This is a genomic window from Shimia sp. MMG029, from assembly GCF_027947445.1.
Lineage (GTDB): Bacteria > Pseudomonadota > Alphaproteobacteria > Rhodobacterales > Rhodobacteraceae > Shimia.
Genome location: NZ_JAQJIM010000007.1, coordinates 105,526 through 132,034 on the forward strand (window position 1 = coordinate 105,526; position 26,509 = coordinate 132,034).

General features: G+C 56.6%; 21 protein-coding genes and 1 riboswitch. Of the genes, 12 read left to right on the top strand and 9 right to left on the bottom strand.

The features are described from left to right. Window positions 1-118: 118 nt before the first annotated feature. The 3 genes from PJL69_RS15895 (at window position 119) to PJL69_RS15905 (ending at window position 5,076) form a co-directional block, all read left to right on the top strand. Window positions 119-1,780 carry a GMC family oxidoreductase gene (locus tag PJL69_RS15895; protein ID WP_209098355.1) on the top strand — a complete coding sequence of 554 codons (1,662 nt, stop codon included), beginning with the start codon at window positions 119-121 and terminating at the stop codon, window positions 1,778-1,780. A 37-nt stretch (window positions 1,781-1,817) separates the two neighbouring features. After that, window positions 1,818-4,328 (top strand): CoA transferase, encoded by a 2,511-nt coding sequence (locus PJL69_RS15900; protein ID WP_271310538.1) that lies wholly within the window; start codon window positions 1,818-1,820, stop codon window positions 4,326-4,328. Window positions 4,329-4,641: 313 nt separating this feature from the next. Further along, on the top strand, window positions 4,642-5,076 hold the full coding sequence (locus tag PJL69_RS15905; protein ID WP_271310539.1) for a BCCT family transporter: 435 nt from the start codon (window positions 4,642-4,644) through the stop codon (window positions 5,074-5,076). A 148-nt stretch (window positions 5,077-5,224) separates the two neighbouring features. On the opposite strand, the gene PJL69_RS15910 is transcribed toward PJL69_RS15905, so the two are convergent. Further along, window positions 5,225-6,118, bottom strand: coding sequence for a transporter substrate-binding domain-containing protein (locus PJL69_RS15910; protein WP_271310540.1), 894 nt, complete (start codon window positions 6,116-6,118; stop codon window positions 5,225-5,227). 50 nt (window positions 6,119-6,168) lie between these two features. Between PJL69_RS15910 and PJL69_RS15915 the strand changes: the two genes are divergently transcribed. From PJL69_RS15915 to PJL69_RS15940, 6 genes are all read left to right on the top strand, one after another. Beyond that, complete coding sequence (locus tag PJL69_RS15915; protein WP_209098359.1) at window positions 6,169-7,134, top strand: LysR family transcriptional regulator; 966 nt, start codon at window positions 6,169-6,171, stop codon at window positions 7,132-7,134. A 110-nt stretch (window positions 7,135-7,244) separates the two neighbouring features. Beyond that, window positions 7,245-7,916, top strand: coding sequence for an ABC transporter permease (locus tag PJL69_RS15920; RefSeq protein WP_271310541.1), 672 nt, complete (start codon window positions 7,245-7,247; stop codon window positions 7,914-7,916). Window positions 7,917-7,924: 8 nt separating this feature from the next. Next, window positions 7,925-8,620 carry an ABC transporter permease gene (locus tag PJL69_RS15925; protein WP_271310542.1) on the top strand — a complete coding sequence of 232 codons (696 nt, stop codon included), beginning with the start codon at window positions 7,925-7,927 and terminating at the stop codon, window positions 8,618-8,620. Between the two features lie 18 nt (window positions 8,621-8,638). Beyond that, a complete protein-coding gene (locus PJL69_RS15930; RefSeq protein WP_209098362.1) occupies window positions 8,639-9,382 on the top strand; it encodes an amino acid ABC transporter ATP-binding protein in 744 nt (247 codons plus the stop codon). Window positions 9,383-9,417: 35 nt separating this feature from the next. Next, window positions 9,418-10,377 carry an ornithine cyclodeaminase family protein gene (locus PJL69_RS15935; RefSeq protein ID WP_271310543.1) on the top strand — a complete coding sequence of 320 codons (960 nt, stop codon included), beginning with the start codon at window positions 9,418-9,420 and terminating at the stop codon, window positions 10,375-10,377. Window positions 10,378-10,391: 14 nt separating this feature from the next. Then, window positions 10,392-11,516, top strand: a complete 1,125-nt coding sequence (locus PJL69_RS15940; protein WP_271310544.1) for an aminotransferase — start codon at window positions 10,392-10,394, stop codon at window positions 11,514-11,516. A 76-nt stretch (window positions 11,517-11,592) separates the two neighbouring features. Here the strand turns inward: PJL69_RS15940 and argE are convergent, their stop codons facing one another. Together argE and PJL69_RS15950 are read right to left on the bottom strand one after the other, a co-directional pair. Continuing rightward, window positions 11,593-12,747, bottom strand: coding sequence for an acetylornithine deacetylase (gene argE / locus PJL69_RS15945; protein ID WP_271310545.1), 1,155 nt, complete (start codon window positions 12,745-12,747; stop codon window positions 11,593-11,595). Next, window positions 12,740-13,360: a helix-turn-helix transcriptional regulator gene (locus tag PJL69_RS15950; protein ID WP_271310546.1), complete on the bottom strand. Its 621-nt coding sequence runs from the start codon at window positions 13,358-13,360 to the stop codon at window positions 12,740-12,742. The genes argE and PJL69_RS15950 overlap by 8 nt, the downstream gene beginning before the upstream one ends. Window positions 13,361-13,493: 133 nt before the next feature. On the opposite strand from PJL69_RS15950, the gene PJL69_RS15955 reads away from it, so the two are divergent. Both PJL69_RS15955 and PJL69_RS15960 read left to right on the top strand, forming a co-directional pair. Further along, window positions 13,494-14,462 (top strand): ornithine cyclodeaminase family protein, encoded by a 969-nt coding sequence (locus PJL69_RS15955; RefSeq protein WP_271310547.1) that lies wholly within the window; start codon window positions 13,494-13,496, stop codon window positions 14,460-14,462. Continuing rightward, window positions 14,455-15,420 carry a pyridoxal-phosphate dependent enzyme gene (locus PJL69_RS15960; protein WP_271310548.1) on the top strand — a complete coding sequence of 322 codons (966 nt, stop codon included), beginning with the start codon at window positions 14,455-14,457 and terminating at the stop codon, window positions 15,418-15,420. The genes PJL69_RS15955 and PJL69_RS15960 overlap by 8 nt, the downstream gene beginning before the upstream one ends. A 56-nt stretch (window positions 15,421-15,476) precedes the next feature. Here the strand turns inward: PJL69_RS15960 and PJL69_RS15965 are convergent, their stop codons facing one another. From PJL69_RS15965 to PJL69_RS15980, 4 genes are read right to left on the bottom strand one after another with little or no spacing between them, the layout of a single operon-like run. Next, the gene (locus tag PJL69_RS15965) at window positions 15,477-16,508 is read right to left on the bottom strand and encodes a FecCD family ABC transporter permease (protein ID WP_271310549.1); all 1,032 of its coding nucleotides are present in this window, start codon (window positions 16,506-16,508) and stop codon (window positions 15,477-15,479) included. Continuing rightward, on the bottom strand, window positions 16,509-17,462 hold the full coding sequence (locus PJL69_RS15970; RefSeq protein WP_271310550.1) for an ABC transporter substrate-binding protein: 954 nt from the start codon (window positions 17,460-17,462) through the stop codon (window positions 16,509-16,511). It abuts the gene before it with no gap. A gap of 27 nt (window positions 17,463-17,489) precedes the next feature. After that, a complete protein-coding gene (locus PJL69_RS15975) occupies window positions 17,490-18,266 on the bottom strand; it encodes an ABC transporter ATP-binding protein (RefSeq protein WP_271310551.1) in 777 nt (258 codons plus the stop codon). Continuing rightward, the gene (locus PJL69_RS15980) at window positions 18,263-18,673 is read right to left on the bottom strand and encodes a DUF1636 domain-containing protein (RefSeq protein WP_271310552.1); all 411 of its coding nucleotides are present in this window, start codon (window positions 18,671-18,673) and stop codon (window positions 18,263-18,265) included. Before PJL69_RS15980 ends, PJL69_RS15975 begins: the two co-directional genes overlap by 4 nt. A 102-nt stretch (window positions 18,674-18,775) precedes the next feature. Next, window positions 18,776-18,978: riboswitch (cobalamin riboswitch) on the bottom strand. Window positions 18,979-19,241: 263 nt separating this feature from the next. On the opposite strand from PJL69_RS15980, the gene PJL69_RS15985 reads away from it, so the two are divergent. Beyond that, window positions 19,242-21,353: a methyl-accepting chemotaxis protein gene (locus PJL69_RS15985; protein ID WP_271310553.1), complete on the top strand. Its 2,112-nt coding sequence runs from the start codon at window positions 19,242-19,244 to the stop codon at window positions 21,351-21,353. A gap of 31 nt (window positions 21,354-21,384) precedes the next feature. On the opposite strand, the gene PJL69_RS15990 is transcribed toward PJL69_RS15985, so the two are convergent. Both PJL69_RS15990 and PJL69_RS15995 read right to left on the bottom strand, forming a co-directional pair. Then, window positions 21,385-23,730, bottom strand: coding sequence for a PAS domain-containing hybrid sensor histidine kinase/response regulator (locus PJL69_RS15990; protein ID WP_271310554.1), 2,346 nt, complete (start codon window positions 23,728-23,730; stop codon window positions 21,385-21,387). 319 nt (window positions 23,731-24,049) lie between these two features. Further along, window positions 24,050-26,503 carry an acylphosphatase gene (locus PJL69_RS15995; RefSeq protein ID WP_271310555.1) on the bottom strand — a complete coding sequence of 818 codons (2,454 nt, stop codon included), beginning with the start codon at window positions 26,501-26,503 and terminating at the stop codon, window positions 24,050-24,052. Window positions 26,504-26,509 lie beyond the last annotated feature (6 nt).

Sequence of the window (26,509 nt, forward strand, 5' to 3'; positions counted from 1 at the left end):
TTTCGGGGAGGGGATGCAGAGCGCTGCCGCACGGTGAATGTCTAGGGTTGCCATGCACGGTGTCATTCGCCCTCGAACTGCACTCAGGATGATGAACCGAGTCGCCGAGGGACAAAACATGACCGATCAGAAAAATGAATTTGACTATGTCGTGGTTGGCGCCGGATCTGCTGGGTGTCTGTTGGCCAATCGCTTGAGCGCAGATCCAGCAAATCGCGTGCTCTTGCTGGAGGCGGGTAAAGCAGACACTTACCCCTGGATTCACATCCCTGTTGGCTACCTATATTGCATTGGCAATCCCCGTGCAGACTGGCTTTATAAAACGCAGCCTGACAAGGGGCTGAATGGCCGCAGCCTGCTTTACCCGCGCGGCAAAACGCTTGGTGGCTGCTCGTCTATCAATGGTATGATCTACATGCGCGGTCAGGCACGGGATTATGACAACTGGGCCGCATTGACCGGTGAAGACGCTTGGAACTGGGACAACGCGCTCGAGTCATTCAAGTCTCATGAGGATCACTACAAGCTTGATAATGGGGCAGATCCCAAAACAGGGGACAACAGCCGCTTCTCGGATATGCACGGTCATGGCGGTGAGTGGCGCATTGAGAAACAGCGCCTGAACTGGGAGGTGCTGGATAGCTTTGCTGATGCTGCCGAACAGACCGGCGTGCGCAAAACCGATGATTTCAACAGCGGCGACAACGCAGGTGTGGGCTATTTTGATGTGAACCAGCGATCCGGCTGGCGCTGGAACACGTCCAAGGCTTTCTTGCGGCCGGCAAAGTCCCGTCCAAACCTCACAATCTGGACAGAGGCGCAGGCGGAAAAGCTGTTGTTTGACAGCGAGAATGGCCTGCGTTGCTCCGGTGTGCGGGTCAACCTCGCTGGGGAAACTGTCGATGTTGGGGCGCGCAAAGAGGTGGTTTTGTCCGCCGGTGCCATCAACTCTCCGCAAATCCTTCAGCTGTCGGGCATTGGCCCCGCCGCTCTGTTGAAAGAGCATGGCATCGACGTGGTGATGGATCAGCCCTATGTGGGCGAAAACCTGCAGGACCACCTACAGATCCGCGCGGTTTTTAAAGTCAAAGGCACGCAAACACTGAACACGCTCGCCAACTCTATGATTGGAAAAGCCAAAATCGGCCTGGAGTATATGTTCAAGCGCTCTGGCCCGATGAGCATGTCTCCAAGTCAACTGGGCGCGTTTACCCGTTCAGATCCTGGCCGCACGCATGCAAACCTCGAATATCACGTGCAGCCACTGAGCCTTGAGGCCTTTGGCGAAGATTTGCATGATTTTCCTGCCATGACCGTGAGTGTTTGCAACCTCAATCCCACCAGCCGCGGGCATGTGCGTATTGCCTCCGGCAACTTTTACGATGCGCCAGAGATCACACCGAATTATCTGGACACGGAAGACGATCGCAAAGTGGCGGCCGACAGCCTGCGTCAGGTGCGCGAGATCATGGGGCAGCCTGCAATGCAAAAATACGCGCCCGAAGAGTTCAAGCCGGGCCCTCAGTACCAAAGTGATGAGGAACTGGCGCGGCTTGCGGGGGATATCGCCAGCACGATTTTTCACCCCGTTGGCACGGTGAAGATGGGCCGCGATGATGATCCCACTGCCGTCTTGGACCCGCATCTGCGCATGCGTGGCGTTCACGGGCTGCGCGTGGTTGACGCGTCGATCATGCCGGAAATCACCAGCGGCAACACCAATTCACCAACCATAATGATTGCCGAAAAGGCCGCTGGCTGGATCTTGAACGGCCAATAGTCGCGCAACTTCATAAATTTGAATGATCGGAGGACATATGCGTCATTCGTTTTCCAACCTGCCTTTGACAGGCGTCAAAGTTGTGGACTTTGGCCAATACATTGCCGGTCCGGCTGTCGCCATGTTGCTTGGAGATTTGGGGGCGACGGTTGTGCACATCGACCCGCCCGAAGGCGCGATGTGGGACAGCCCAGCCAATGCGATGCTGAACCGCAATAAGGTGATCGTAAATCTCGATCTGAAAACGCCTGAAGGGTTGGAACAGGCGCTTGCGCTATGCGTGGAGGCCGACATTCTCATCGAGAATTTCCGCCCCGGAAAACTGGCCAAGCTGGGGGTCGATTTCGCTGCCCTGCGCAAAAACCGCCCCGAGCTGATCACGCTTAGCATCCCAGGATTTGCCTCTGACGACGAAGAACGCCGCGACCTGCGCGCCTTTGAAAGCATTGTCGCCGCGAGCTCCGGTGTCTTCACCGATATGGGGCTGAACCGGGTTTTGATGGGGCTCAACCCGTCGTTCTCCCCGTTGCCGCTGTCCTCTGCTTATGCCTCCCAGATTGCGGCGTCTGCCACCGTATTGGCGCTCCAGTCGCGACAGATCACAGGGCAGGGGGACGCCATCGAAGTGCCTTTGGCCGCCGCAGTGATGGAGGGGCTTTGCTATAACTCCATCTACGTTTCTGACATGCCCCAGCGTTATCTGACCCAGCGCGAGGTAGAGATCGAGCGCCGCCGGATCGAAGGCCTGCCGATGAATGTCAGCTATGAGGATCTGCAGGAACTGCTGGACCCATTTTTCCGCAGCTACATGTGCAAAGATGGTCGGATGTTCTATGTGGTCTGTCCCAGCCACAAGAACCACGCGCGCCGCTGTCTGGAAGTGCTCGGGATCTATGACGAGTTGGTCGAAGAGGGGCTGACCTCCGAAGAAGACACCTACAAGCCGTGGTCTGAATGGGAACACGACACCTCTCTGGGGGTCTACCCGATGCCAAAAGACTGGGCGGACAAGATCGCCGCGCGCATGAAAGAGGTGTTTATGACCCGCACCTCCCATGAGTGGAAAAAGATGTTTGGCCGGGGCATGATCCCGGGCGCGCCGCAAAGGTGGCTTCAGGAATGGATTCACGACGAATACGCCGAGACCTCAGGGTTGATGATCGACGTTTGGGATCCGGTCTATGGCGATATGACCCAACCCGGGCCGGTGGTGTGGCTTGAGGAAAGCGGCGAAGAGGCACTGAAGCCCGAACCACGCCGTTGGGTCGAATTTGACGAAGCCCTGAAAATTCTCAAAAAACACCGCACAGAGCTGCCGGAACCGGACGAAGCAGAAAGCCGCGAAGGCTGGCTGTCTGGCGTACGGGTCCTCGATCTATGCAACGTGATTGCCGGGCCTCACTCTGCCAGCTATCTGGCGCGCTTTGGCGCAGAGGTGATCAAGCTGGATCCGGCAGAGCCGATGTATGACAGCTGGAACACCGTGATCTACGGCATGTCGCAGATGCGCGGCAAAAGCTCCATTCTGGCAGATATCACCTCGCGCCATGGCCGTCAGGTCTTTGAAGATCTGGTGAAAACCGTTGACGTGATTGTCTGGAACGCGCCGGACAATCAGATCCGCAAGATGGGTCTGGATGCCGACAATCTGCGCAAGCTCAATCCGGATGCGATCTTCTGCAAACTGGATTGTTTCAGCGGCGTGCGGCGTGGCACACGGACTGACTATATCGGCTATGATGATCTGGTGCAGGCCGCCACCGGCATCATGCTGCGCTTTGGCGGGGCCATGGATCGCCCCGAAGAGCATGCCCACGTTGGCACCATCGATGTCATGTGCGGCTTTGGTGGAGCGTTGAGTGTCGCTGCGGCGCTGTATCAGAAGCATCGGTTCGGGCGTATTGGACGGGGCCGCACTTCGCTGACAGCCAACAGTGGCCTGCTACAGGCGCCCTTTGCGTTTGACTATAAGGGGCGCGGTTTGTTTGACGAGCCTTCTGGCCCAGAGGCCAACGGATATGATGCTCTGACCCGCTTTTACTATACTGCGTCAGGTCGCTACATTCTTCTGAGCGCCTATGAGAGCGATCTGCCACGTTTTGCGCAAGTTGATGGGTTGGAAGAGTTGCCAAACCTGCCCGAGGAAGAGCGCGCGGCCTATCTGTCTCAGGCGTTCCAACTGCAGCCCGCATCTGAGTGGGTGGCCCGTTTGCGTGCCGCCGATCTCGCGGCCACGATCTGTGAAAACCTCGAAGCCCTGCGCGCGCTGAACACGCGTGAAAGCGACGGCCTGCCGGGGATCGACAAAGGCAGCTATTCTTTCTCGGTCTACCCCGACCATCCAAGCGGGCACGAGGTGACACAACTTGATCCCTATGCTGTGCGTCCGGCGCAAAGCAAAGTCTATGCCCTTGAACCCGCCGAGCAATTCGGCACCTCTACACGCGCGATCCTGCGTGACCTTGGCTATGCGGAGAAAGCGATTGAGCAGATGATCGCCAGTGGTGATATCGGCACATCTTGGGCTGACGAGTATCTTCCAAGTTAATCCAACACACCGCCCCTCCTCGCAGGGGCGGTTTTTTGTGCGCGTGCTGCCATTTGGCTGAGCGCGCCCACACCCGCACATCCTTCTGGGATGTGAATTCTTGCGCCAAAAAGGAGGAGTTATGGCCAAAGAACCCCCAATGATGGATCTGTCGATCCCAACGGCTGAAACAGGCTTTTATGCCGGCTTTAGCAAAACCGTCGCAATCTGCCGCTGACCAACCGCTCCGGTCTGGCGGCGCTGTTTGGGGGACGTCTGTCAGGCGGTATCGGCCATGCTGTTCACTTTGTAGTCGATTTGGCGACCATTCTGGGTGTGGCACAGGGCACAGTTCTGGTCGAACCTCACCCGTATCGGTCTGGACGACTGGCTGCTCAATGAGGCGGGCAAACCGTCGGTCGCAGGCATCGTCGTATCACTGGCGATCATCATGGGCGCATCTACCCTGTCCGCGCTGTTTGGAGCCCTGATGGCACCGGGATGGGCGATGCACCGGCAGGCTGACAAGGCGGCAGCCTGTCTTCTGTTGGGCTTGATGGGTCGCCTTGCCTCCTTTGTAGGCGTGTTCCTGACGCGGATCTCGCGTGGTTGCCGCTTGTATAAATATTTCGTTGGCGCCCTTCAGACAGCCATGGTGATTGGCGCGCTGCCTTTCAGCTTGGTGATGGTTTTGATGGGCATTGCGCTGATCAAAGCGGTGGTGAGAGATGCGCTGCGTGAAAAGAACGGCGTGAAAACAGTCTACTAAGTCTCAGGTCCGTCAGAAGCGACGGTTCGCAACTGTCGCTGGGATCTCAAAAAAAAGCGGCCTTTCGGGGGTGTTTCCCGAAAGGCCGCGATTCTACTTCTTGCGAGCCGGATTCCAACGCCCTCAGGAGGCATCCGGCCCGTGTCTGTTACTTGGCGGACAGATCGTAGCCAAACCAGGTTTCAGATAGCTTTGCCATTGTGCCGTCGGCCAGCATCTCGGCAACGGCAGCATCCATGCGACTTTGCAGATCTTGTTTGCCTTTGCCCAACGCGACGCCCTGACCCTGACCAAACTCAGCGAAATCCGCGCTGGTCAGCAATGGGCCAACGAGCGACAGTTTGTCTTTCTGATCGCCTTTCAGGAATGGTTCGGCTGCGGATGTTTCCATCATGGCGGCATCAATCCGGCCTGCCAGCAGGTCGTTCACAATCTGGTCGGGGCGGTCATAGCTGCGCAAGGTTGCGCCTTCAAAATGGGCTTTGACCACTTGTTCATGGGTGGTGCCGGTCTGCACGCCGACCGTTTTGTCAGCCAAAGCAGCAAGCAGGTCTGCAGGGGTGTCCAGCGTGCCAAACCCAGCGTCCACTGCTCCAATCACAGAGTTTGGTGCGTCGGCATAGGCGGACGAAAAGTCGACCATTTTTGCGCGCTCTTCGGTGATGGAAATGCCAGAAATCACAGCATCAAACTTGCCAATTTGAAGTGCAGGAAGCAGACCATCATAGGCTTGGTTGATCCAGGTACAGTTTGCTTCAATGCGGCGGCAAAGCTCGTCGCCGAAGTCGCGGTCAAACCCAACGATTTCGTTGTTTTCGTTTACGGACTCCCAGGGTGGGTAGTCTGCACTTGTGCCAATGCGCAGGTCTTCTGCGGAGGCAGTTGTGCATGCGAACAGCGCAATTGCGGCCAAAGCGGCGAGGTTTTTCATGGTGATCCCCAATTTGTTGTGGTTGGTCTGCCCGTCTGCGACATGGCGGCTATGTGCTGCACTGTTGTCGTTGCGGGGGGTGGAAAAATATGAAATGTCGCGGCTAAACATCATACTTTCCGATGTGACGCAATATTCATTTAACGCAGCAAGGGCAAAGCATGAAAAGGCTACAGGATATCGATCTGAAGCTGCTGCGTAGTTTTCAGGCAATTGCCGATGCGGGCGGGATCGCCGGGGCGCAGGCGACGCTGAACTGTTCCCAGTCAACCCTCTCGACACAATTGGCGGACTTGGAAAAACGGTTGGGGTTTCGGGTTTGCCAACGCGGCCGCAGCGGGTTTTCACTTACCGCTGAGGGCAAAAAGCTGCTTGAGGCTCTGGATGATCTCTTCGCGGCGGCGGACAGATTTCAAAATGCGACGGCCACGATTTCAGGCGATATGCGTGGCGTACTTCGGATTGGCATCATGGATGCCATGCTTGCCAATACAGCCTGGCCGCTGCCGGATGTCTTAGGGCGGTTTTCGGAACGGGCGCCAAGCACCTATGTAGATCTGTCCTTGGTATCGCCCTCCGCGATGGAGGGATTGCTTCTGGAGGGGCAGCGAGATGCGGTGATCGGGCCTTTCCCACAAAAGCGCGCTGGTATCGCATATATTCCGCTCTTTCAGGAGCGGCATTCTCTCTACGCCGTTCCGCGCCATCCTTTGACCCGCATGGCGCATATTGGGTTTGAGGAGTTGAGCCGTCACTCTCTGATCGTCACTCCGGGAGAGTTGCAGCGCTTCCCTTTCATCCGCCGTCGGCGTCGTGGTCGGGGCGATGAAGCCGATGAAAACATCTATCCTTCCGCCACTGTGGACCAGATGGAAACACATGCGATCCTGATCCGCAGTGGGCGGTTTGTTGGGTTTCTGCCGGACTACTACGGCGGATCGCTTGCTGATCTTTCCGCGCTCAGCACCGGGTCGGAGCTGCAATATCACTCGCCGATCTATCTGGCCTATCGCCGCAACGCCGAACTCAACATCATCCTGCGCGCCTTTATCAATCGCGTGCGCGAACAGCCTCTGGTTGAGGGAGTGTTGATGCAGACGGGCGCCGTGGTGGCGCTGGATTCATAAGCATCGAATTTTCAAATGTAAGTCGCCGATATTTCGAATGTTTCGGTGTTAAAAGAGGCAATACCCGGGGGCGGTCTCCTGTCTTCGGGCACAGAACAAAGGACATATGCATGTTTGATGTGATCGCACCCTATGCGACACAGCTGCTACTTGGGCTTTTGCTCACACTCAAAGTTGCCTTGGGCAGCTTTGTGTTGGGGCTGGTGCTGGCCGTGCTCTGCGCACCGCTGACGCAATCGCGACGCAATCCCTTGCGGAAAGTGCTTGATCTCTATGTCACCGTGATCCGCGGCGTCCCGGAGCTCTTGGTGATTTTCCTGATCTTTTATGGGGGAACCATCGTTCTGACAAAGCTCAGCGGCAGTTACTTTGAGGTGGACGCGCTGACTGCGGGGATTGTGGCGCTTGGTGCCGTGGCCTTTGCCTACCTGCTTGAGATTTTGCGCGCGGCGTTGCAATCCATTCCTGTTGGACAACGTGAGGCCGCGTTGGTGCTGGGCCTGTCGCGGCGTCAGATGTTTGTGCACGTGATCTTGCCGCAGATGCTGCAGCGCGCTTTGCCTGGCATTGGCAACCAGTGGCTGATTGTCCTCAAAGAGAGCGCGCTGGTGTCCATTGTCGGGCTTGAAGAATTGATGCGCAAGTCGGTGATCGCAGCCGGTGCGACGCACCATCCGCTGACGTTCTATTTGAGTGCGGCCTGTCTTTATGTGGCAGTCTCCGCGCTGTCTTCGGCGATCTTCGCACAAGCTGAACAGCGGCTCACGCCCGTGCAAAGATAGGAGCGCCCATGTCTTATGAAATTCTAATGGCTGCGATACCTATCGTCTGGGACGGTTTGTGGCTGACCTTGGTCATTACGCTGTCTGCCTTTGTGCTTGGACAGGTGGTCGCGCTCCCGCTGGCCATGGCCGCTGAGTCGCCCACGCGTTTTGTGAGCGCGCCAGCCCGCGCTTACATCTTCTTTGTGCGCGGCAGTCCCATGCTCGTGCAGCTTTTCATCATCTACTACGGTCTTGGCAGTCTTGAAGCGGTGCGCGACAGCATTTTCTGGCCCATTCTGAAAGAGCCTCTGGGCTGTGCGATTCTTGCCGTCGGCCTCAATTCTGCAGCCTATATGGGCGCACTGTTGCGCGGTGCTATTTCGCAGGTGCCAGACGGGCAAGGCGAGGCGGCGCGCACTTTGGGCCTGTCCCCTTTGCAAACGCTCACACGCGTGACGCTGCCGCAGGCCTACCGATATGTGCTGCCAGTGCTGGGCAATGAAATCACGCTGGTGATGAAAGCCAGTTCGCTCGCCTCTGCTGTGACGGTGGTGGAAATGACTGGCGCCGCACGCGCATTGGTGGCCCGCACCTATGCCCCTTTTGAAGTCTTCACCGTCGCTGGCGCGCTCTATCTGATGCTTGCGCTTGGCTTTGCCGCGCTCTTCCGCGCGATTGAACGTAAAACTGCGATCCCCGGCCTGTCCGGCAATGACGCATAACTTAGCGAGGAAGCCCACATGCGCGCGTCCAACGCCATTAAGGTAACAAATCTCGAAAAATCCTACGGCCCTCTCAAGGTCATCGACGACATTAGCCTGTCTGTCGCTCAGGGGGAAAAAGTGGTGCTCTGTGGCCCGTCGGGGTCCGGCAAATCCACACTCATACGCTGTATCGCGGGGCTGGAAACGCGCAGCCGGGGGGACATTGATGTTGCCGGGCATGCGTTGAGCCTTGACTGCAAGAACATTGGCGCTTTCAGCGGCGATGTCGGCATGGTGTTTCAGCACTTCAACCTGTTCCCCCACCTGAGCGCCTTGGAAAATCTTATGCTTGCGCCGCGTCTTGTGCGGGGCCTTGGTAAGGCTCAGGCACGCGCACGTGCGCTGGAGTTGCTGGAGCGCGTCCATATCGCGGATCGGGCGGACCATTACCCAGGTCAGCTTTCTGGTGGTCAACAGCAACGTGTCGCCATTGCGCGCGCGCTGTGTATGCAGCCCAAGGTGATGCTGTTTGATGAGCCCACTTCGGCTTTGGACCCTGAAATGGTGGGCGAAGTTCTGGAGGTGATGGAAGATCTTGCATCTGAGGGCATGACGATGATCGTTGTCACGCACGAATTGGGCTTTGCCCGAAAGGTGGCGGATCGGGTTGTGTTCCTTGATGGCGGGAAAATCCTAGAAGAGAACACCCCCAGCGCCTTCTTTGAGCATCCCGTACACGCGCGCACCCGCGCCTTCCTCAACAAAATTGACCACGCCTGACCGCACGCGCGATCAGCCACTCAGGAGACCAAATGATGTCAACCACCCCACAGGCCGCACTGGTTCTGGACGCCGCAGCCGTGCAAGCGGTTTTGCCCAATGTGGACACGCTTGGCGCGATGCGCGCGCTGTTTTCCGAACTGGGGCAAGGGCAGGCGGTTCAGCCGGCGCAGACCCTGACCCTGTTTCCTGAGGACAAAGGGGATTTCATCACCTATCAGGGCGCCAGCACAGGCGCCAATCTGTTTGGGGCGAAATTGTCGCCTTACCTTGTGCAGCCGGGCAAGCCGATCATCACCGCTTGGACCGTTCTGATGTCTATGGAGACCGGCCAGCCGCTGATGTTGTGTGACTCAGGCGAGTTGACCACAGAACGCACGGCTGGCACCACAGCGCTTGCGGTGGATCATCTTGCCAAAGAGGGGGCAAAAACCCTTGCGATCATCGGCTCTGGCAAGGTGGCACAGGCGCATTTGCGCCACACAGCCGCGTTGCGTGACTGGGCAGAGATCCGTGTGTTTTCTCCCTCCCTCTCTGGAAACGCCGAGCTGAAAGCCACGTGGCAGGCGCTGGATGAACGGGTGCGGTTTGCAGACAGCGCCGCGGCAGCCGGGACTGAAGCGGATGTGGTGATGCTCTGCACCTCCTCAGGAACCCCAGTGTTTGACACAACTTCTGTGGCCGCGGGGGCTTTGGTCACCTCGATCAGCACCAATGTTGCCAATGCGCATGAAGTTGATCCTGCGTTTCTCTCTGCTGCGGAAGTTTACTGCGACTATCGCGAAACCACCCCTTCCTCTGCGGGCGAGATGAAGCTGGCGGCAGAGGCCGGTTGGCAGGCGGATGCGATTTGTGGGGATCTGGCACAGCTCCAGACTGCTGCCTGCGCGCGCCCAACCGGTGAAAAACCCGTGTTCTTCCGCTCCATCGGATTGGGACTCGAAGACATTTTCATGGCCCGAGCGGTGTATGACGCCGCCAAGGCCCAAGGTTGAGAAAGGACTGACCCATGGATATCCGCCCCTTCGGTGTTGAAATGTGGATGAATGAGTTTGAGACCAAATGTGATCTCAATCTTGCTGAAACCTGTGTTGAATCCATCACCCTCGGCCAGCTCTTTGAGATGGCCGATGTCAAAGACAGCATTCTGGATCAGCTGTCCGCGATCAAGATGACCTATGGCGCGATTGAAGGCTCTGACCGCCTGCGGGATGCCATCAGTGGTCTTTACACAAATCAAAGCCGCGACAATATTCTGACCACACATGGCACGATTGGGGCCAACTCGCTTGTGCACCAGACCCTTGTTGCGCGCGGCGATCACGTGATCTCTGTCATTCCCACCTATCAGCAGCACTACTCCATCCCTGAAAGCATCGGCGCCGACATTGAACTGCTGCATCTGCGCCCAGAGCAGGACTTCCTGCCCGATCTTGCCGCTTTGCGGGCCATGGTGCGGCCAGACACAAAGCTGATTGCCATCAACAATCCCAACAACCCGACCGGCGCTTTGATGGGTCAAGCCATGTTGGAAGAGATTGTTGAGATCGCCCGCTCTGTGGATGCCTGGCTTCTGTGTGACGAGGTTTACCGCGGCACCGATCAGGAGGGGGATGGCATGACTGCTGCCGTGGCGGATCTTTATGAAAAAGGGATCAGCACAGCGGGCATGTCCAAAGCCTATTCACTCGCGGGGTTGCGTGTGGGCTGGATTTCGGGACCAAAAGAGATGTTGCATGACGTGATGATCCATCGCGACTACAACACCATCTCTGTCGGGCAGATCGACGAACTGCTGGCTGCCATGGCGCTGGAAAACCGCGACAAGATTCTGGCGCGCGCGCAGGAGATCACGCGCAAGAACCTGCAGATTGTGGAAGAGTGGATCGAAGAGCAGCCCCTGATCAGCTGGGTCAAGCCAAAATCCGGCACAACGGCCTTGCTGAAGTATGATCTGCCCATGACCTCACGCGACCTGTGTGTGACCCTTCTGAAAGAAGAGGGCGTGATGCTGACCCCGGGCAGCGCGATGGACATGGAGGGCTGGTTGCGACTTGGCTACACCAACCCAACGACGGATCTGGTGGCGGGGCTTGCGAAGTTCTCGGTCTTCCTGAAGCGCCACGCGGCCTGATAAACCGCGTATCAAGGGGCTCTGCCAACAGGCAGGGCCCTTATCATTTTGTGATGGCGCTACAATTTGAGATGCGTCAGCAGAGGCTCTCAATCAGTTTCGTCAGAAAACGCTGCCCTTTGCGCAGTTGGTCTGCTGTCACGTATTCATCAGGCTGATGCGCTTGTGCGATGTTGCCCGGCCCGCAGACCACCGTGGAATATCCCGCACTCTGAAAATGGCCTGCCTCTGTCTGATAGGACACGCAGTTGTCGGAGTTGTCCCCGGTCAGTTGCCGCGCCAGCTGTTCCGCCGCGCCGTCCGTCTCTGGCATCATTGCCGGGATAACTTCAATATCACACAGTTCGATGTTTGCCTCAGCATGGCTGCGTTGCATGTCGCGGGCGATCTCTGCGGCCAATGTGCGATAACGGGTGAGCCAGTCTTCCGCGGTGTCTGGGGGCACAAAGCGAATGTCGGTTTCCATGCGGCAGGCATCAGGCACAATGTTCATCGCGGCCCCGCCCTGAATGGTGCCGACTTGCAGCGTGCTGTGAGGTGGGGTGAAGCCGGAGGCTTTGTCGGCGCTATTTTCACACAGCGCCATCTGCGCCTCATGCCACGCGACAAGCTTCGCAGCGGCAGAGATCGCAGAGACACCCAGATGCGGCATGGAGGAATGCGCGGCTTTGCCCGTGATCTGCGTTGTGATCCCGATGCCGCCCTTATGCCCCGTCACAACGCGCCACTCTGTCGGCTCCCCAACGATCACGCGATCCGCACGCGCAAACCGGGCCTGAAGCTCCGCCAGCAAAGGCGCGGTGCCGGTGCAGCCAATCTCTTCGTCAAAAGAAAGCGCGAGCTGGACGGGTCGCTGCAGGGGGGCTGCCAACATCTGCGGAACGGCGGCCAGCACCAGCGTAAGAAAGCCTTTCATGTCACAGGTGCCGCGCCCGAAATAGCGCCCGTCCTGTTCGGTCAATGTCCATGGGTCGGTCTGCCAATCCTGACCGTCGACAGGCACAACATCCGTATGGCCTGACAACACAACACCGCCATCAACATCCGGGCCGATGTGAGCGACAAGCCCGTGTTTTTGCCCGGTGTCATCGGCAAATACATGCGAGGTGACCCCGAGAGCTTCCAGATAGTCCGCAACATAGGCGATCAGATCTCTATTGGAGCGGTCAGAAACGGTTTCAAAGGCGATCAGACGCTCCAGAATTCCAACGGTAGCCTGTAAGTCAGACATCAGACGCTCCTGCTTTTAAGTCGTTGTAGATGGTGGCGCGGCTGACCCCGAGCAGGCGGCCGACATAGGCGGCGGCATTGCGTTCCGATAAAGCACCAGAGGCGTCGAGCGCGGCCAGAAGTGCGCGCCGCGAGGCACGGTCGAGCGTATCCACACGCGCACCCCGCTCCTGACACCAGTCACTGACAAAGATGTTGAGCCGCTCATGCCAGTCATTGCGAAACAGATCATCCGGCTGTTGCCCAATCGGGCGCGCAGGCAGCAGGGCTTCCACCGCGCGCTGCACCGCGAGCAGATCGGACTGGTCATAGTTTACACAGATCATGAAGGCCGCGCGCCCATCCGGCATGCGCTGCACAATACTGATCGAGCGCAGAATGCTGCCGTCCCAATGCACCTTTTCGTAGGGGCCGATCACCATATCTTCTTTGCGAAAATCAATGTCTTGCACATTGGAGGGGTCGCCCGGAACACGGCGGGAGTATGGATTTACAATATGGGTGATGGTGCCACTGGCAAGGTCATGCACCACGATTTCCACCTGCTGGCCAAACAGGAGCCCGATGGCGTCTGCGGTGGCGCAGGCATTGGCCTTCAGCGTTGTCAGATCCACATCTTTGCCTCCAATGAGACCTCAATCAGCGGGTTGAGGTGTTGACCCAAGTGTCTAGTCTGGATACTTCTGTCTAGGAATCTGGTCAAGCGTCAACTAAACGGCGCGCCAGCACGCAGGGGGGAGGCGCCGGGTGATTGATCTTTGCAAGCCGCAGATTCGGGATCTGTTTGATTTTCATATTGCCGCCGATGCCATTCGTGCGGCCTTCGTGGCCTCCGCAAAAGGTCAGGTGCAGGCACCGCCAATTGCGCAGCTGGCCTTCCCTGAAAATGAGGGCGACTGTTGCGTTAAAACCGGTCATGTTGTGGGCGCGGAAGGCTTTGTTGTGAAAGTCTCCACCGGATTTTATCGCAACCCAGCGCAGGGCTTGCCGTCGTCGAATGGGATGAATCTGGTGTTCTCAGCAACAAATGGCGCGCCTCTGGCCATTCTGCGCGACGAAGGCTGGCTGACAGACATCCGCACCGGTATTGGAGGTGCGCTGGCGACTGCGGCGCTGGCACCAGCCGGGTTCACAGAGGTGCTGATCGTGGGCACTGGCCTGCAAGCGCGCCATCAGGCAGAGTGCCTGCAGTCGCTAGTGGATCGCCCGTTGACGTTTAAGATCTGGGGGCGGGATCTGAAGAAAGCTGAGGCTGTTGTTGCGGACTTGCAGGCGGAAGGCTTGCGGGCGGCATTGGCTGCGGATCTTCAGGCGGCCTGTCTTGATGCGCAGGCCATTGTCACCTGCACACCGTCAAAGCAACCATTGATTGAAAAGCACTGGATCACGCCAGGCACGCATATCACGGCCATTGGCGCAGACTGTCCTGGCAAACAGGAGCTGGCCCGCGATTTGACAGAAGCTGCAGACCTGCTGATCTGTGATGAGGCCGCGCAATCCCTGCACCATGGCGAATTCCAACACCTGCCACAGGGTACGGCGACCATCGCATTGGGGGACGTGCTTGAAAGCCGCCATCTGGGGCGGAGCGACGTCTCTCAAATCACCATCGCGGATCTGACTGGCCTTGCGGTGCAGGATGCGGCTGTGTCTCTTGCCGTAGTACAGGCATTTCAAAACCAAACATCAAACGAGAATGAGGCCGCTCATGTCTAATGCTTCTGAACTGATTTTGCGCTCTGCCGCGGCCTCTGTCGCCACCCACCGCCGGATTGCGCCTCTGATCAACAAAACGCCCATCGTGGCTTCTCGCATAGCGCAGCCCAAGGGCACGCAGCTGCTTTATAAAACCGAGAACTTCCAGTTCACCGGTTCCTTCAAGCTGCGCGGGGCAAGCGCGATGTTGACCACCACACCGACAGATCGCCCGGTGGTCACGGCCTCCTCTGGCAACCACGGGATTGCCTGCTCGCTGGCCGCGCAGAAAACCGGGCACAAGCTTACCGTTGTATTGCCGGAAAATGTGATCGCGAAAAAACGGGAGACGATTGAGAGCTACGGCACCCGGGTGATCATCGCTGGGGCGGATTCTTCTCTGGCGGAAGTCCACGCCCGCAAACTGGCTGAGGATGAGGGTTATACTTATATTTCCCCCTACAACGATCCCGGCGTGATTGCGGGGCAGGGCACGATCGGGCTTGAGCTGCTGGAACAACTGCCACAGATCGACAACGTGTTCATCTCTATGGGCGGCGGTGGCCTGATCTCTGGCATTGGGGCGGTTTTGAAATCCTTCTCCCCGAACACCCGTGTGATTGGCGTGAGTGCGGTGAATACCGCAGCGCTCGCGGCTTCTATAGCTGCTGGAGAAATTGTGGAAACTGCACATTATGACACGCTTGCGGATGGTGTGGCTGGCGGTGTTGACGCAGGATCGGTCACCCTGCCAATGGCCAGCGAGGTGATCGACGCGGTGATCCACTGTGACGAAGAGCAAATTGCCGAAGCGCTGCGCGTGATTGCCTGGACCGACAACATGATTGTGGAGGGCGCCGCCGCTCTCGCGCTTGCGCCCTACCTTGCGCAGCCAGAGGCTTATGAAGGTCAAACAAGCGTCGTTCTGCTGTGTGGGGCCAACTACGATCAGGCGCGCTTGCAGAGTGTCATCGCCTAAGGCAGGCAATACAAAAACTTGCGCCCTGAGCGGGCGCAAGTTCTGCGTTGGCGCGTCTAAGGTCTGCGCAAGAGCACAACAAACGACAGCCCGCCAACCAAACCTGTGACGATGCCAACGGGAATGTCTTCCGGTGCCATGATGGTGCGCGCAACAATGTCGGCCCAGAGCAGGAATATCCCACCAAACACGGCAGAGATCGGCACAAGGCGCGCATAGTTGCCGCCAACGATCAGCCGCACAATGTGCGGCACCATCAGCCCGACAAAGCCGATCATGCCCGAAAATGCCACCATCACACCGGTGATCAGGGCGCCAACCACAAACACGGTCAGACGAAAGCGCGCAACGCGGATGCCCAGCGAGCTTGCCGTTTCATCGCCGATGGTCATCGCATTCAGTTGCGAAGCCTGCATCCAGAGCCACAGCGCGCAGGGCACAAGAATAGCGAGCGGGTAGATCAGGTAAGACCACTGCGCCAGCCCCAGCCCGCCTAGCATCCAGAAAACCACAGTGTGATGTGCCTTCGGATCGCCCAGAAAGATAAGAATGTTCGCGCAGGCCATGATTACAAAAGAGATGGCCACACCGGTCAGCACCAGTCGGTCCGCACTGGTCGCTCCGGCCCATTTGGATACTGCCAGTACAGCGAGCGTCGCGACAAGCGCACCGAGGAACGCCATCACGGGCACAGTGAGCAGACCCAGAAACAGCCCGGTGTGTAACAGCGCCAGAATGGCCCCAAAGGCGCCACCCGAAGAAATGCCAAGCAGATGTGGATCCGCCAGCGGGTTGCGCGTCACAGCCTGCAACGTTGCGCCGACTATGGCGAGCCCCGCACCGACCATCACGGCCAGCAAGGCGCGTGGAAAACGGATTTCCCAGACAATGGCTGTGCGCCCCTTAGACCATGTTGGTTCCACGGGCCAGAGGCCGGTTTTTTGTGCAAATATGCCCCAAACCGTTTCGATGGGCACAGAAATTGCGCCCACCGAGATTGCGAAAGACAAGGACGCTCCCAATGCGGCGAGGCTGCCCAGGAGAACGATCCAAAGGGTGGCTTTAGATTGGGAGGTGCCTTTGCTCATTTAGTTGCTGGCCGCGCCTTCGGAGCCCCAGAAACCTTCAGCCAGTTTCTTCACAGCTTTGATGTTGCGTGGGCCAGGGGTCGCTTCGACATATTCCAGCACAACGAAACGGTCGTTTTTCACCGCATCGAGCTCTGCAAAGGCCGGATTGTTCATCATAAAGGCGCGCTTTTCTTCGGCGGTCACATTGCCGTAGTTCACGATCACAACCACTTCAGGGTTGCGCTCCACAACGGCTTCCCAGGTGACGGTGCCCCAGCTCTTTTCAAAGTCGTCCATGATGTTGGTGCCGCCTGCGGCCTCGATCATGGCTGTTGGCATCGCATAGAGGCCTGCGGTGAACGGCGTGTCTTCGCCGCTGTCATAAACAAACACACGCAGCGGCTCGTCCGCGGTTTCCAGAGAGTCGGTGAACGCGGCAAGCTCCGCCTTGTAGCCATCCACGAGTGCGGTGGCTTTGTCTTCCACAGCGAAGATTTTGCCGAGATTCAGCAGGTCATTGTACATGTCATCCATGCTGACTTTGGGTTTGTCGCCAATGTGGATGCAGCTTTCGGTCAGCTCGTACACATCGATGCCAAACGGCGCGAGCGTTTCTGGGGTGACTTCGCCGCCAACCTTCATGCCGTAGTTCCAGCCCGCAAAGAAGAAGTCCGCGTCAGCGCCAACCAGAACTTCTTTGGAGGGGTATTTCGCAGACAGCTCAGGTAGCTCTTCCACGCCGGCGCGCATCTCTGCGTCCAGTGTTTTCCAGCCGGAAATACCTGTGTAGCCGACCATACGATCCGCAAGGCCAAGAACCAGCATCATTTCGGTGAGGTTCACGTCGTTGGAAATGGCCGCTTTTGGCGGGGTGTCAAATGTCACGGTGCGGTCGCAGCTTTGCACGGTGGTTTCTGCCGCAGCGGATTGTGCTGCCAAGATCAGCCCGAGGGCGAGGGAGCTCTTTTTCATTGTTGGTCCTTGATGAAGATTGAGGTGTTAAAGTTGGAAAGTGAGATGGTTTTTCTGGCTCACGCTGAGCTGTTCGCGCTGGGCGCGCACTTGAAAGGTGTCGGACACCAGCCTGTCTTTGAGAACTTCCATAGGCGCGCCAAATCCCTTCGGTGCGCCATTCTTTAAGATCAGAATGCGATCACAGACATCAGCTGCCAGATTGAGATCATGCAGCGATGTGACAATCGTCAGATCCAGATCGCGGATCAGTTGCAACACTTCCAGCTGATGGCGGATGTCGAGGTGGTTGGTCGGCTCATCCAACACCAGCAGTTGCGGCTCTTGCGCCAATGCGCGCGCCACCATCACCCGCTGGCGTTCGCCACCGGAAAGTGTGGAGAGGCTGCGGTGTGACAGATCTTGCAGCTGCAGCCGCTTGAGCGCCGCCTCTATCACTTCCGCATCGTGTTGTCCGGGAGTGGAGAGGCCCAGGCGATGTGGCACCCGCCCAAGCGCAACAACTTCGCGCACAGTGAGCGCAAAGTCAGAAGGTTGTTCTTGCAAGACCGCGGCGACCTTTTTGGCCAGCGCGCGTGGCGCCATTTTGCGCAGCGACTCGCCATCCAGCAGAATGTCGCCGGACAGAGGGCGGTTATAGCCATATATCAGACGCAAAAGCGTGGTTTTGCCGGCGCCATTTGGCCCAACAAGGCCCATCACCTCACCCTTGTTCAGGCTAAAGCTGGTCGCCTCAAGCAGCAGGGGGTCGCGCTTGCGCGGCGCCCAGGTGACATCGCGCACGTCCAACGTTGGGGAGGTCATGAAACGCGCTCCAATGTGTCTTCAATGGCCATGATCGCGCAGGGTATGCGTGTCAGGGTAGAGTCGTCGCGCAATTTTATGGGATGGCCGGTGGACACGCACCAATCGCCTTGCTGAGCTGCATAGTCTTTTGCAAAATCCATGAGGCTGTCTATATCTTCCTCTGGCGTGATGTCACCAAACAGGAAAGAGGCTGTACGTGTAGCGTGATAGCCAACAGTGCAGGGGCGGTCACAACCGTCAAGGCAGGCCGTGCCTGCAATTTCGAAGTCATCGGCGATGCTGTCACCCGCAGCGGAGATCGCTGCGCGCAGTTTCGCAATCAATGCATAGCCGGAGTTGCAGGTTTCGCCCGTGTGCCGGCACGATGTGCAAATCGTCATTCGATGAGATACAGTTCCGTTCATTTCGCCCTCCGCGAAAACGCGGGGCGAGAACAAAACCAGTCATGTCAGCGGCGTAAGCCGATTGAGCCATCTTGGCCTCCTTCCGAGACACCCCGCCCGGTTTGAGTTTCAGTTAAGATGGCAGGTCTCCTGACTTGCGGTGACTGGCTCCCTCCACCTTCCCGAGCGCTGGCCCAGTGGCTATCGGAGGTTGCACACCGCTTACAGTTGCGGGGGCAGTTACGGAATTGGCAATTGTGTGCCGCACCGTATTCCCTTTTCATCCAGCCGGTCACAGGCTGGAAACCATCAAAGTTATCAATGTAAAACTCTAAGGATTCTGTCAATCGGCAAACGTGTCGGAATCTACCTGCTCTGTGCCCATTGTCGTTGAACAGACCCGCCTTTTGCCATCGCTCGGAATGCGCACTGCTGTGAGGCAGGTGGTGCTCAAAAAACAGTCGTTTGACTGTCGACATCTACGAATGCGGGTTTGTGTAGCAAAAAAGCAGTGTCAATTTACACAGCCTTAAATCGTGTATGTGTACTCAGCTTACATCTTATAAATGCAGACGAGTAGGTGCTCCCAATGAAACTGCGTATTGTGATGTTGTTCGTCATCGGACCGATTTTTGCGCTCGCCGGGTTTTTGATGTACGGCGATGTAACCAGTCAGCGTGCGGTTGTAGAAAGTGCTCACGATACCACAATGCGTGCGCAAGAGGGCGCCGTTGTCGGCCATGTGATACACGAACTGCAAAAAGAACGCGGCTACTCTGCCGGTTACATCGCGTCTCAAGGCAAGAATTTCCCAGCGGAGCTGAAAGAGCAGCGTGAACACTCCAGTGCCGCGATCGAGAGCTTTCAGCAGCAGATTGATTTGCTGGCCATGCAACGGCCAGAGCTGCTTTCGGAGATTTCTACGCGTCTTAGCAAGTTGGAATCGATGCGCGATCAGGTGGATGGGCTGGAGCTTCGCGTTCCAGAAATGGCCTCATTTTATACGCAAACAATCAATCAGTTGATTGATTTTTCACGCCCGTCTGGCATGCGCGACACGCACAGTCAGGTTCAGGCCCTGCTGAGCGCTCGTGTGTTGATTGGATCAGCGAAAGAGAGTGCAGGCCTGGAGCGCGCCATGGGCGCAACCGGGCTTGGGGGCGGCTTCTCAACCATTGTGCATGACCGGTTTATTGAACTTGGCGGCGCTCAGGGGGCGCTTTTGCTCGAAGCTTCCGGCGCCTTAGACGACGCAGGTTGGCTGGCCGCCTTGCGCGAAACCGCCGAATTCAAAGCGGTCCAGAAAGCGCGTGAAACAGTGCGATCAGGATATGAGTTGCAAGACTATGATGGGCTAACCGCGCCCAATTGGTTCAAAATATCAACAGCTTGGATCAATATTCTGCGAGAGGAAGAATTGCGGTTTGTAGAGCAGATTGCAAATCTGACGCTGGAAATCGAAGCGGCGGCAGATGCCAGATTCAATCGCATGATGTGGTTGGGAATGAGCGTCATGCTCTTGGTTCTGTCCTTTGCTATTTTCTCCTTTGAGCGCATGGTGGCACGTATCAAATACCTGATCGCTGTCATCAATGAGTTCACAAGCGGCAACTTTGATGTGTTCGTCGAAGGTATTGAAGGCCGCGATGAATTGAGCAAAATGTCAAAAGCCGTCTATCATTTTAAGCAAGATACCCTGCAAATGCGACGCGATGCTGAGGCTCTTAAGGCGGAGCAAGAGCGGCGCAAAAAGGAACAGGACTTTGTGGTTGGCGAAATCCGCCTTGGTCTCGGGGAGATGGCAGAAGGCAATCTTACCCACCACTTTGAAACGCCTTTCCCTGAGGAGTACGAGGGGTTGAGGGCGGATTTCAACGCAACGGTTGGCAAGCTAAACGAAACACTTGTGCATGTTGTTGATGTGGCTTCCAGCATTCGATCAGGCACGGTCAAATTTAGCCAGTCCTCAGATGACCTGTCGCGCCGCACCGAAGATCAGGCTGGTACGCTGGAACAGACAGCGGCTGCGCTTGAAGGCATCACCTCCAGCGTTCAATCGGCTGCCTCTGGCGCAAAAGATGTGCAAGAAAGCACGCTCTCTGCGAAAAATGACGCGACAGAGAGCGGCGCGATCGTGAAAGAAGCCGTTAATGCGATGGCGAAGATCTCAGAGTCGTCCAAGCAAATCGCCCAGATAATCAGCGTGATTGACGATATTGCGTTTCAAACCAATTTGCTTGCACTGAATGCGGGTGTTGAGGCCGCAAGGGCCGGCGCCGCAGGCAGCGGTTTTGCGGTGGTTGCGTCAGAAGTACGTGCACTGGCACAAAAATCTTCCGGTGCAGCGCGAGAAATTCAGGATCTGATTGGGGAAAGCACAGCCAGTGTCAGCAACGGTGTCGGGCTGGTGAATGAAACCGGAGAAGCGCTTGGTGTGATTGTAAACCGTGTGAGCCACGTTTCCGCACTGGTGTCTAACTTGGCGGATGGGACCGTAAGCCAGGCGGCCACTCTGGGGGAAATCAACACGGGTGTGTCTCAGCTCGAAGAAGCAACCCAACGCAATGCGGTCATGGCGCAGGACGTCAGCGCAACCTGCGCAACGCTGAAAGAAGAAGCCAATGAACTAGAAAGACTGGTGTCTCAATTCAAGCTGAGCTTGGATGGTACAGCACGCAACCCTGATCGTGATGCCGCGTGATTCAGCGATGGCGCGCAGAAAGCGCGCGCCATCAGACCCCTGCGTGATCGCCTTTGGTCAGATCCAGACATTCCGCAATCTTTTGAAACAGGATGCCCCGCCGCACAGGTTTTGCGACATGGGCGTCGCATCCCGCGGTCAGCGCGTCTTTTACATTATTTGGCATGGCGTTTGCTGACAACATAATGATTGGGGTGCGGGCACGTTTGTTTTCGCTTTCAAAAACACGCATGTTGCGAACGGCTTGTTCCCCATCCATGACGGGCATCCGCATATCCATGAGAACCAAATCGAATGGCTTCGGCTCTTCTTTGAAGGTCTCAAGCGCCTCAACGCCATTGGATGTAAACGTTATGTCGCAATCTGAGTTTTGGAGAACGAGGCTGATCACCTTTTGGTTGACTTTGCTGTCCTCAGCGACAAGTACCCGACACCCACTCAAATCAAGCTCTTCGAGCTTTGCGGCCTGTTGATGTTGCACCGGTGCCTTTGAGAGGGCTGATCTAAGCGGGAGTGTAAGCGTGAATATGGTGCCTTCGTCCGGGGCAGAAATCACGCGCAACGTGCCCCCCATTTTGTGGGCCAATGAGGCGCTGATCGCGAGGCCAAGCCCTGTGCCGCCGTGAGTCCGGCTGTCCGTTTCTCGCTGTTGCGTGTATCGCTCAAACACCGCGCCAGAGGTTTTGGTCGGAAAGCCAATGCCACTGTCTTCGATCTCAAAGACGAGTTTCTCGCCAAAGGCCGCTTTCTGCACGGACAGGCTGCAAGATATTTGACCACAGTCGGTAAATTTCACAGCATTGGATGCGAGGTTAGAAATGATCTGACGCAAGCGAAGCGGATCACCCAAAGCAAGATTTTCGGTGTTTGCATTGGCTTGAAGCGAAAACCGGAGGCCTTTGCGTTCCGCTTTTTGCATGTGCAGCTGCAATGCGGCTTGCGCCTCCACGCTTGGGCAAAAGGGGATGGATTCGATTGTCAGCTTGCCAGCTTCGATCTTGGAGAGATCGAGAAAGTCAGAAAGCAGGTCTTCGAGCATCTCTCCCGCTTCGTAAATCGTTTTGACAAGATCCTGTTGCTTGGCCGTTAAGTCAGGGTCTCTATTCAAAACGTCTGTGATCCCCACAATCGCATTGAGCGGTGTGCGGATCTCATGGCTCATGTTCGCAAGGAAAGCGGTTTTGGACTGGTTCGCCTCCTCCGCAGTATTGCGGGCATCTGCGAGTGATTGCTGGCGTTCCAATTGTTCAGTTATGTCGTTTGCAGACCCAAAGATCTGGCCCTCAAAACGGTTGAAATGGACGTCCATGATCCGCTGTTTGTCATGTCGACTGTGCAACCTGATCTGAAGTGCGTTTGATTTCCGGCCCAAAAGCGCCTTGCGTAGGGCTTTGGTGACTTTGCTGCGATCACCTGAATTCGCGAGGCTGTTAAAGTGGCGCCCCAGAAGATCTTTTTTGGTGTGCCCAGCCGCCGCGCAGAAGGCTGGGTTTACCTTCAGAATATAGCCGTGGTCGTCCAATATGAAATTGGGTGCACTTGAAATGTCAAAAAATGCGGAAACGAGCCGGCTGGAACGTACCTTCTCGGTGACATCAAATCGGAGAGCAAAAAACTTGTCAGGACGCCCAATAGTGTCAGTCACCGGATAGATGATGGTGTCAAACCAGAGTGTTTCTCCCTGCTTACTGCGATTGCAGATCTCTCCGCGCCAGATTTTGCCACAGGAAATGGTTTCCCACATTTGCTGAAAGAACTCTTTGCTGTGGTAGCCTGAGTTCATCAGGTTGTGGTTCTGTCCGATTAGTTCATCGGCCGAGTATCCAGAAACGCGCAGCAAGTTCTTGTTGACGCGTAAAATTTTCCCACTCGCATCAGATACAGACAAAATCGCTGTCTCATCCACAACCGCATGCAGATCTGTGAGCTCGTTCAAGTATCGCCATGTGTCGGGGAGGGTAGAGGAGGAAAGCTGCGTTTTACTGAGCACCAGTTCTTTGCGTGCAAAGCGTCCGATGAGCTTTGTGGTCTTGCCGTTTTCGACAACTGGGTACCCTTCGCTCTCGATCAGGAGGGTGTCCCCTCCAGGCAATTCCGCAGTATATTCAAAACGCCAGGGGACTGCGTTTTGTATGCTGTTGCTGAGTATGTTCCGAATGTGTGTTCGATCGTCTAGGCTGCAGAATTCAAACGCGTTTTCGAAATTGGGTTGGTAATCTTCTCCAACCGCATGCAGGTGCTGCGCCTTGCGGTTCCACCAGATTGTCTTGTTGATCAGATCGGCTTGCCAGAGGGCTGTGCCCTCCTCACCCAAAGAGGTTGCTGAATCTGCCATATCTGGCGCACGGGCACCAAAAAAGTCATAGGCAGTTGTCATTCAGGTCACCTCTCAAATGTTGACCAAGTAAAAAACGCATCGTTTCACAGCCATTCCGAGCGAACGGGATCTCGTAAGATTGCTACCGCAATGCGTGTATAACAAGTGATCTATATATAGGGCTGTCCTAAAAATCACGATCTTTTCTTTAAAAGCACAATAGTTTCAATTACTTAAATAGGTATTTGAGATATATAATTTGTGAATTATCTCATTCCTCCGCTGCGTAAGACCTGTGATAGGCAACTGCGTGCACGCGAAGCGAAGTGCGTTCAAGGATCAATCGCGCAGCTTGTTATCTCGCAATCTGAAGTGCTTTTCAGAATTTGGCTGAGGAAAAGCACTGCTTTGAAACGGCGCTGTCCATCCCGTCAAAAAGGCGTTCTTTGATTGCCAGAGCCAGGTCAATTGGCAGCCCAAAGTCCGGTGCCGCAAAGTCAGACTGCGCAAGATCTGTGGTCACAGATTGCACTTCATACATCGCCGGATCTTGCTGAGAGGCGCGACAGATCAGCCGCGCGCGTCCGAGGCCAGGTATGGCCTGTGCAACTTTTCCCGCAAATGCTTCAAGCCCGTCTGGCAGGCTGGGCAGTGTTGCAAATCCCTCTTGCGTTCTGACGGCTGCGCCTAAAATATTGTTGTGCAATATGACGCACTCGAGCGTTTCTTGCGAGGTGCAGGGATCCTGTAAGATCGGATAGCAACGTTCCGGTATCTGGTTTGCAAGGCTTTGATAGCGGGTTTCAGGGCCAACCCAATGGCAAAACGCGCCACGCCATTTGCGAGACAGGTGTAGGTTGGCCTGTTGATGCGGCAGTTGCCCCAGTTCCGCAGCGGTTTTGATCAGTCTTAAGGGCACAATTGGGAGACCAGCACTCCCTAAAATGGCACGCAGCGCAAGCAGCCGTTTGGGCTGCATCGTGTATTCTGCAAAACTTGTGGGATATGCTGTGTCATAGACCGAGAAGCCCTTGTCCTGCTCGCGGCCGATCAGTTGAGGGCGCCACTCTTGCGCGTTTCCTTCTAATGCGGCTGACATGGCGAAGGTTAGGCTCTGCTCTGCGGTCGGCGATACAGCCAGCCTAGGATAAGCCCGCGTCGATAGGTGGACGTATGGCGGGCTCTGAACCGGAGCGTTTCGATCCACGAGCTTCAGGCGCCCAAACAAATCTGCGTTTTGTTGTAGCGCGCCAAATTTGCGCAAAGCCTCGTCTTGACCCATCAGGCCGAGCGGCAAATGCCAAGTGTCGCCCCGCACAGCCTTGTGAAACCCAAAGCGCTGCGCCGTGCTTTCTTCGGAAGGAGGGGCGCAAAACACGATCTCCCAATCAGAAGTCTGCCATGCCTGCGACGGTTGTTTCGGCGCAAAAACCTCAAGCGCATGGGTGAAAAAATTTACATATGGCCCATGCGTTGCATGCCGGAACACACCGCCAAACGGGCGGTTGTTGGCTTCGCAGAAGACGCTGCGGGCCTGGGACGGTGGGCGCGTGAAATCTTCGGTGATGAGATCAAACCCCCACAGCGATGATGTGCCAAGCGTGTGGGTCGCCTGAACGCAGATGTCTTTCAGTTCGGGGTGCAAATGCTCTGTCACATTGATTTGGTCAGCACCGTCAGAGGTGTTGGGCCGCAAACCCAAGAGCACAAATTGTCCCTTGGCCGGGACGGCGTCCAAAGCGAGCGTTTGATCTTTCAGCAGCGCCTGCGCGAGCGGGCCTGTCGGGATTGGATTGGCCGCACCGATCCCCGGAACGGAGGCGCGGTCAGTGTTTTTGCGTGCAATCAACTCAGCAACAGATGCCTTTCCGTCTCCCACAACATTTGCCGGGAACCGCAGATACGCCGCAACAAAACGATCACCCGCCATCAGGATGCGCATGTCCACGCCGCGCACATGTTCTTCAACAATCACGCGCCCATCGGGAGAGGATTGCTGCGCCAAAGCAAAGGCCGCTGGCAACGCATCGCGCTGCCGCAGATTGGTGGTCACACCCACAGAATTGGACCCGTGGCTTGGTTTTAGAACGACGCAACGCCCCAGCGCATCAAACACGTCCTGTGCCTCAGCCTCTGTCTGGGCGACCATGCTCTTTGGTGTCGGCAAACCGGCGTGCGACAGGGCGTCCATCGTTAGCGATTTGTCGTTTGCAACAACCGTATCCAAATATGGCGAAACGCTAAGTCGGGTGCTGCTGAGGCCAAGTCGCGCCGTTTCACTTTGTAACAGATAGCGTCTTGGCGCACCCTGATCGACACGCATTGTGATCATGCCTGCCGCGCGCGCTGCATGCTCAAGCTGTTGAAACCCCCAATCCTTCTCAATGTGATCAACACGATTGTGCCGTCGGAGCGCGGTCGGGAGCGCATCGTAAAGGCCCTGACACAGCGCGACAAATTCAGGGTCAAAGTGATAGAGCGGCTGGGCCTCAGAGGGGCGTTCGGCCGGTGCCTGCTTCGGGTGTCCTTTGCTCTCTAAGATCTGAAAGCTCTTAAAGGCGCGCAGCCGCACGGGCTTGCTTTCAACGCTGGTGACATTGGCACGTGATGGCCCGTTTCGCAGAGCCACTTCGAAATCAGATGCTTCCGTTGCGCTGGCTGTGAACATCAGCTCAACAGTATCTGACTTGTTGCGCACCCAACCGCAGATGCCCCGCCGCGTCGCTTCCCGTTTGGTCCAATTGCGAAAGCCGACATGCTGAACCTGCCCCTTCAGGACATATAGAAAAGTCTGTCGCTCTTCGTCTTCGGGAGGGGATGCACCTGCAGCCATCGCAAT

What these genes read in the sequence shown, in the direction of transcription:
- PJL69_RS15895 (WP_209098355.1), top strand. Translation starts at nt 119, where the DNA reads ATGACCGATCAGAAAAATGAATTTGACTATGTCGTGGTTGGCGCCGGA.
- PJL69_RS15900 (WP_271310538.1), top strand. Translation starts at nt 1,818, where the DNA reads ATGCGTCATTCGTTTTCCAACCTGCCTTTGACAGGCGTCAAAGTTGTG.
- PJL69_RS15910 (WP_271310540.1), bottom strand. Translation starts at nt 6,118, where the DNA reads ATGTTTAGCCGCGACATTTCATATTTTTCCACCCCCCGCAACGACAAC.
- PJL69_RS15915 (WP_209098359.1), top strand. Translation starts at nt 6,169, where the DNA reads ATGAAAAGGCTACAGGATATCGATCTGAAGCTGCTGCGTAGTTTTCAG.
- PJL69_RS15920 (WP_271310541.1), top strand. Translation starts at nt 7,245, where the DNA reads ATGTTTGATGTGATCGCACCCTATGCGACACAGCTGCTACTTGGGCTT.
- PJL69_RS15925 (WP_271310542.1), top strand. Translation starts at nt 7,925, where the DNA reads ATGTCTTATGAAATTCTAATGGCTGCGATACCTATCGTCTGGGACGGT.
- PJL69_RS15930 (WP_209098362.1), top strand. Translation starts at nt 8,639, where the DNA reads ATGCGCGCGTCCAACGCCATTAAGGTAACAAATCTCGAAAAATCCTAC.
- PJL69_RS15935 (WP_271310543.1), top strand. Translation starts at nt 9,418, where the DNA reads ATGTCAACCACCCCACAGGCCGCACTGGTTCTGGACGCCGCAGCCGTG.
- PJL69_RS15940 (WP_271310544.1), top strand. Translation starts at nt 10,392, where the DNA reads ATGGATATCCGCCCCTTCGGTGTTGAAATGTGGATGAATGAGTTTGAG.
- argE (WP_271310545.1), bottom strand. Translation starts at nt 12,747, where the DNA reads ATGTCTGACTTACAGGCTACCGTTGGAATTCTGGAGCGTCTGATCGCC.
- PJL69_RS15960 (WP_271310548.1), top strand. Translation starts at nt 14,455, where the DNA reads ATGTCTAATGCTTCTGAACTGATTTTGCGCTCTGCCGCGGCCTCTGTC.
- PJL69_RS15965 (WP_271310549.1), bottom strand. Translation starts at nt 16,508, where the DNA reads ATGAGCAAAGGCACCTCCCAATCTAAAGCCACCCTTTGGATCGTTCTC.
- PJL69_RS15970 (WP_271310550.1), bottom strand. Translation starts at nt 17,462, where the DNA reads ATGAAAAAGAGCTCCCTCGCCCTCGGGCTGATCTTGGCAGCACAATCC.
- PJL69_RS15975 (WP_271310551.1), bottom strand. Translation starts at nt 18,266, where the DNA reads ATGACCTCCCCAACGTTGGACGTGCGCGATGTCACCTGGGCGCCGCGC.
- PJL69_RS15980 (WP_271310552.1), bottom strand. Translation starts at nt 18,673, where the DNA reads ATGAACGGAACTGTATCTCATCGAATGACGATTTGCACATCGTGCCGG.
- PJL69_RS15985 (WP_271310553.1), top strand. Translation starts at nt 19,242, where the DNA reads ATGAAACTGCGTATTGTGATGTTGTTCGTCATCGGACCGATTTTTGCG.
- PJL69_RS15990 (WP_271310554.1), bottom strand. Translation starts at nt 23,730, where the DNA reads ATGACAACTGCCTATGACTTTTTTGGTGCCCGTGCGCCAGATATGGCA.
- PJL69_RS15995 (WP_271310555.1), bottom strand. Translation starts at nt 26,503, where the DNA reads ATGGCTGCAGGTGCATCCCCTCCCGAAGACGAAGAGCGACAGACTTTT.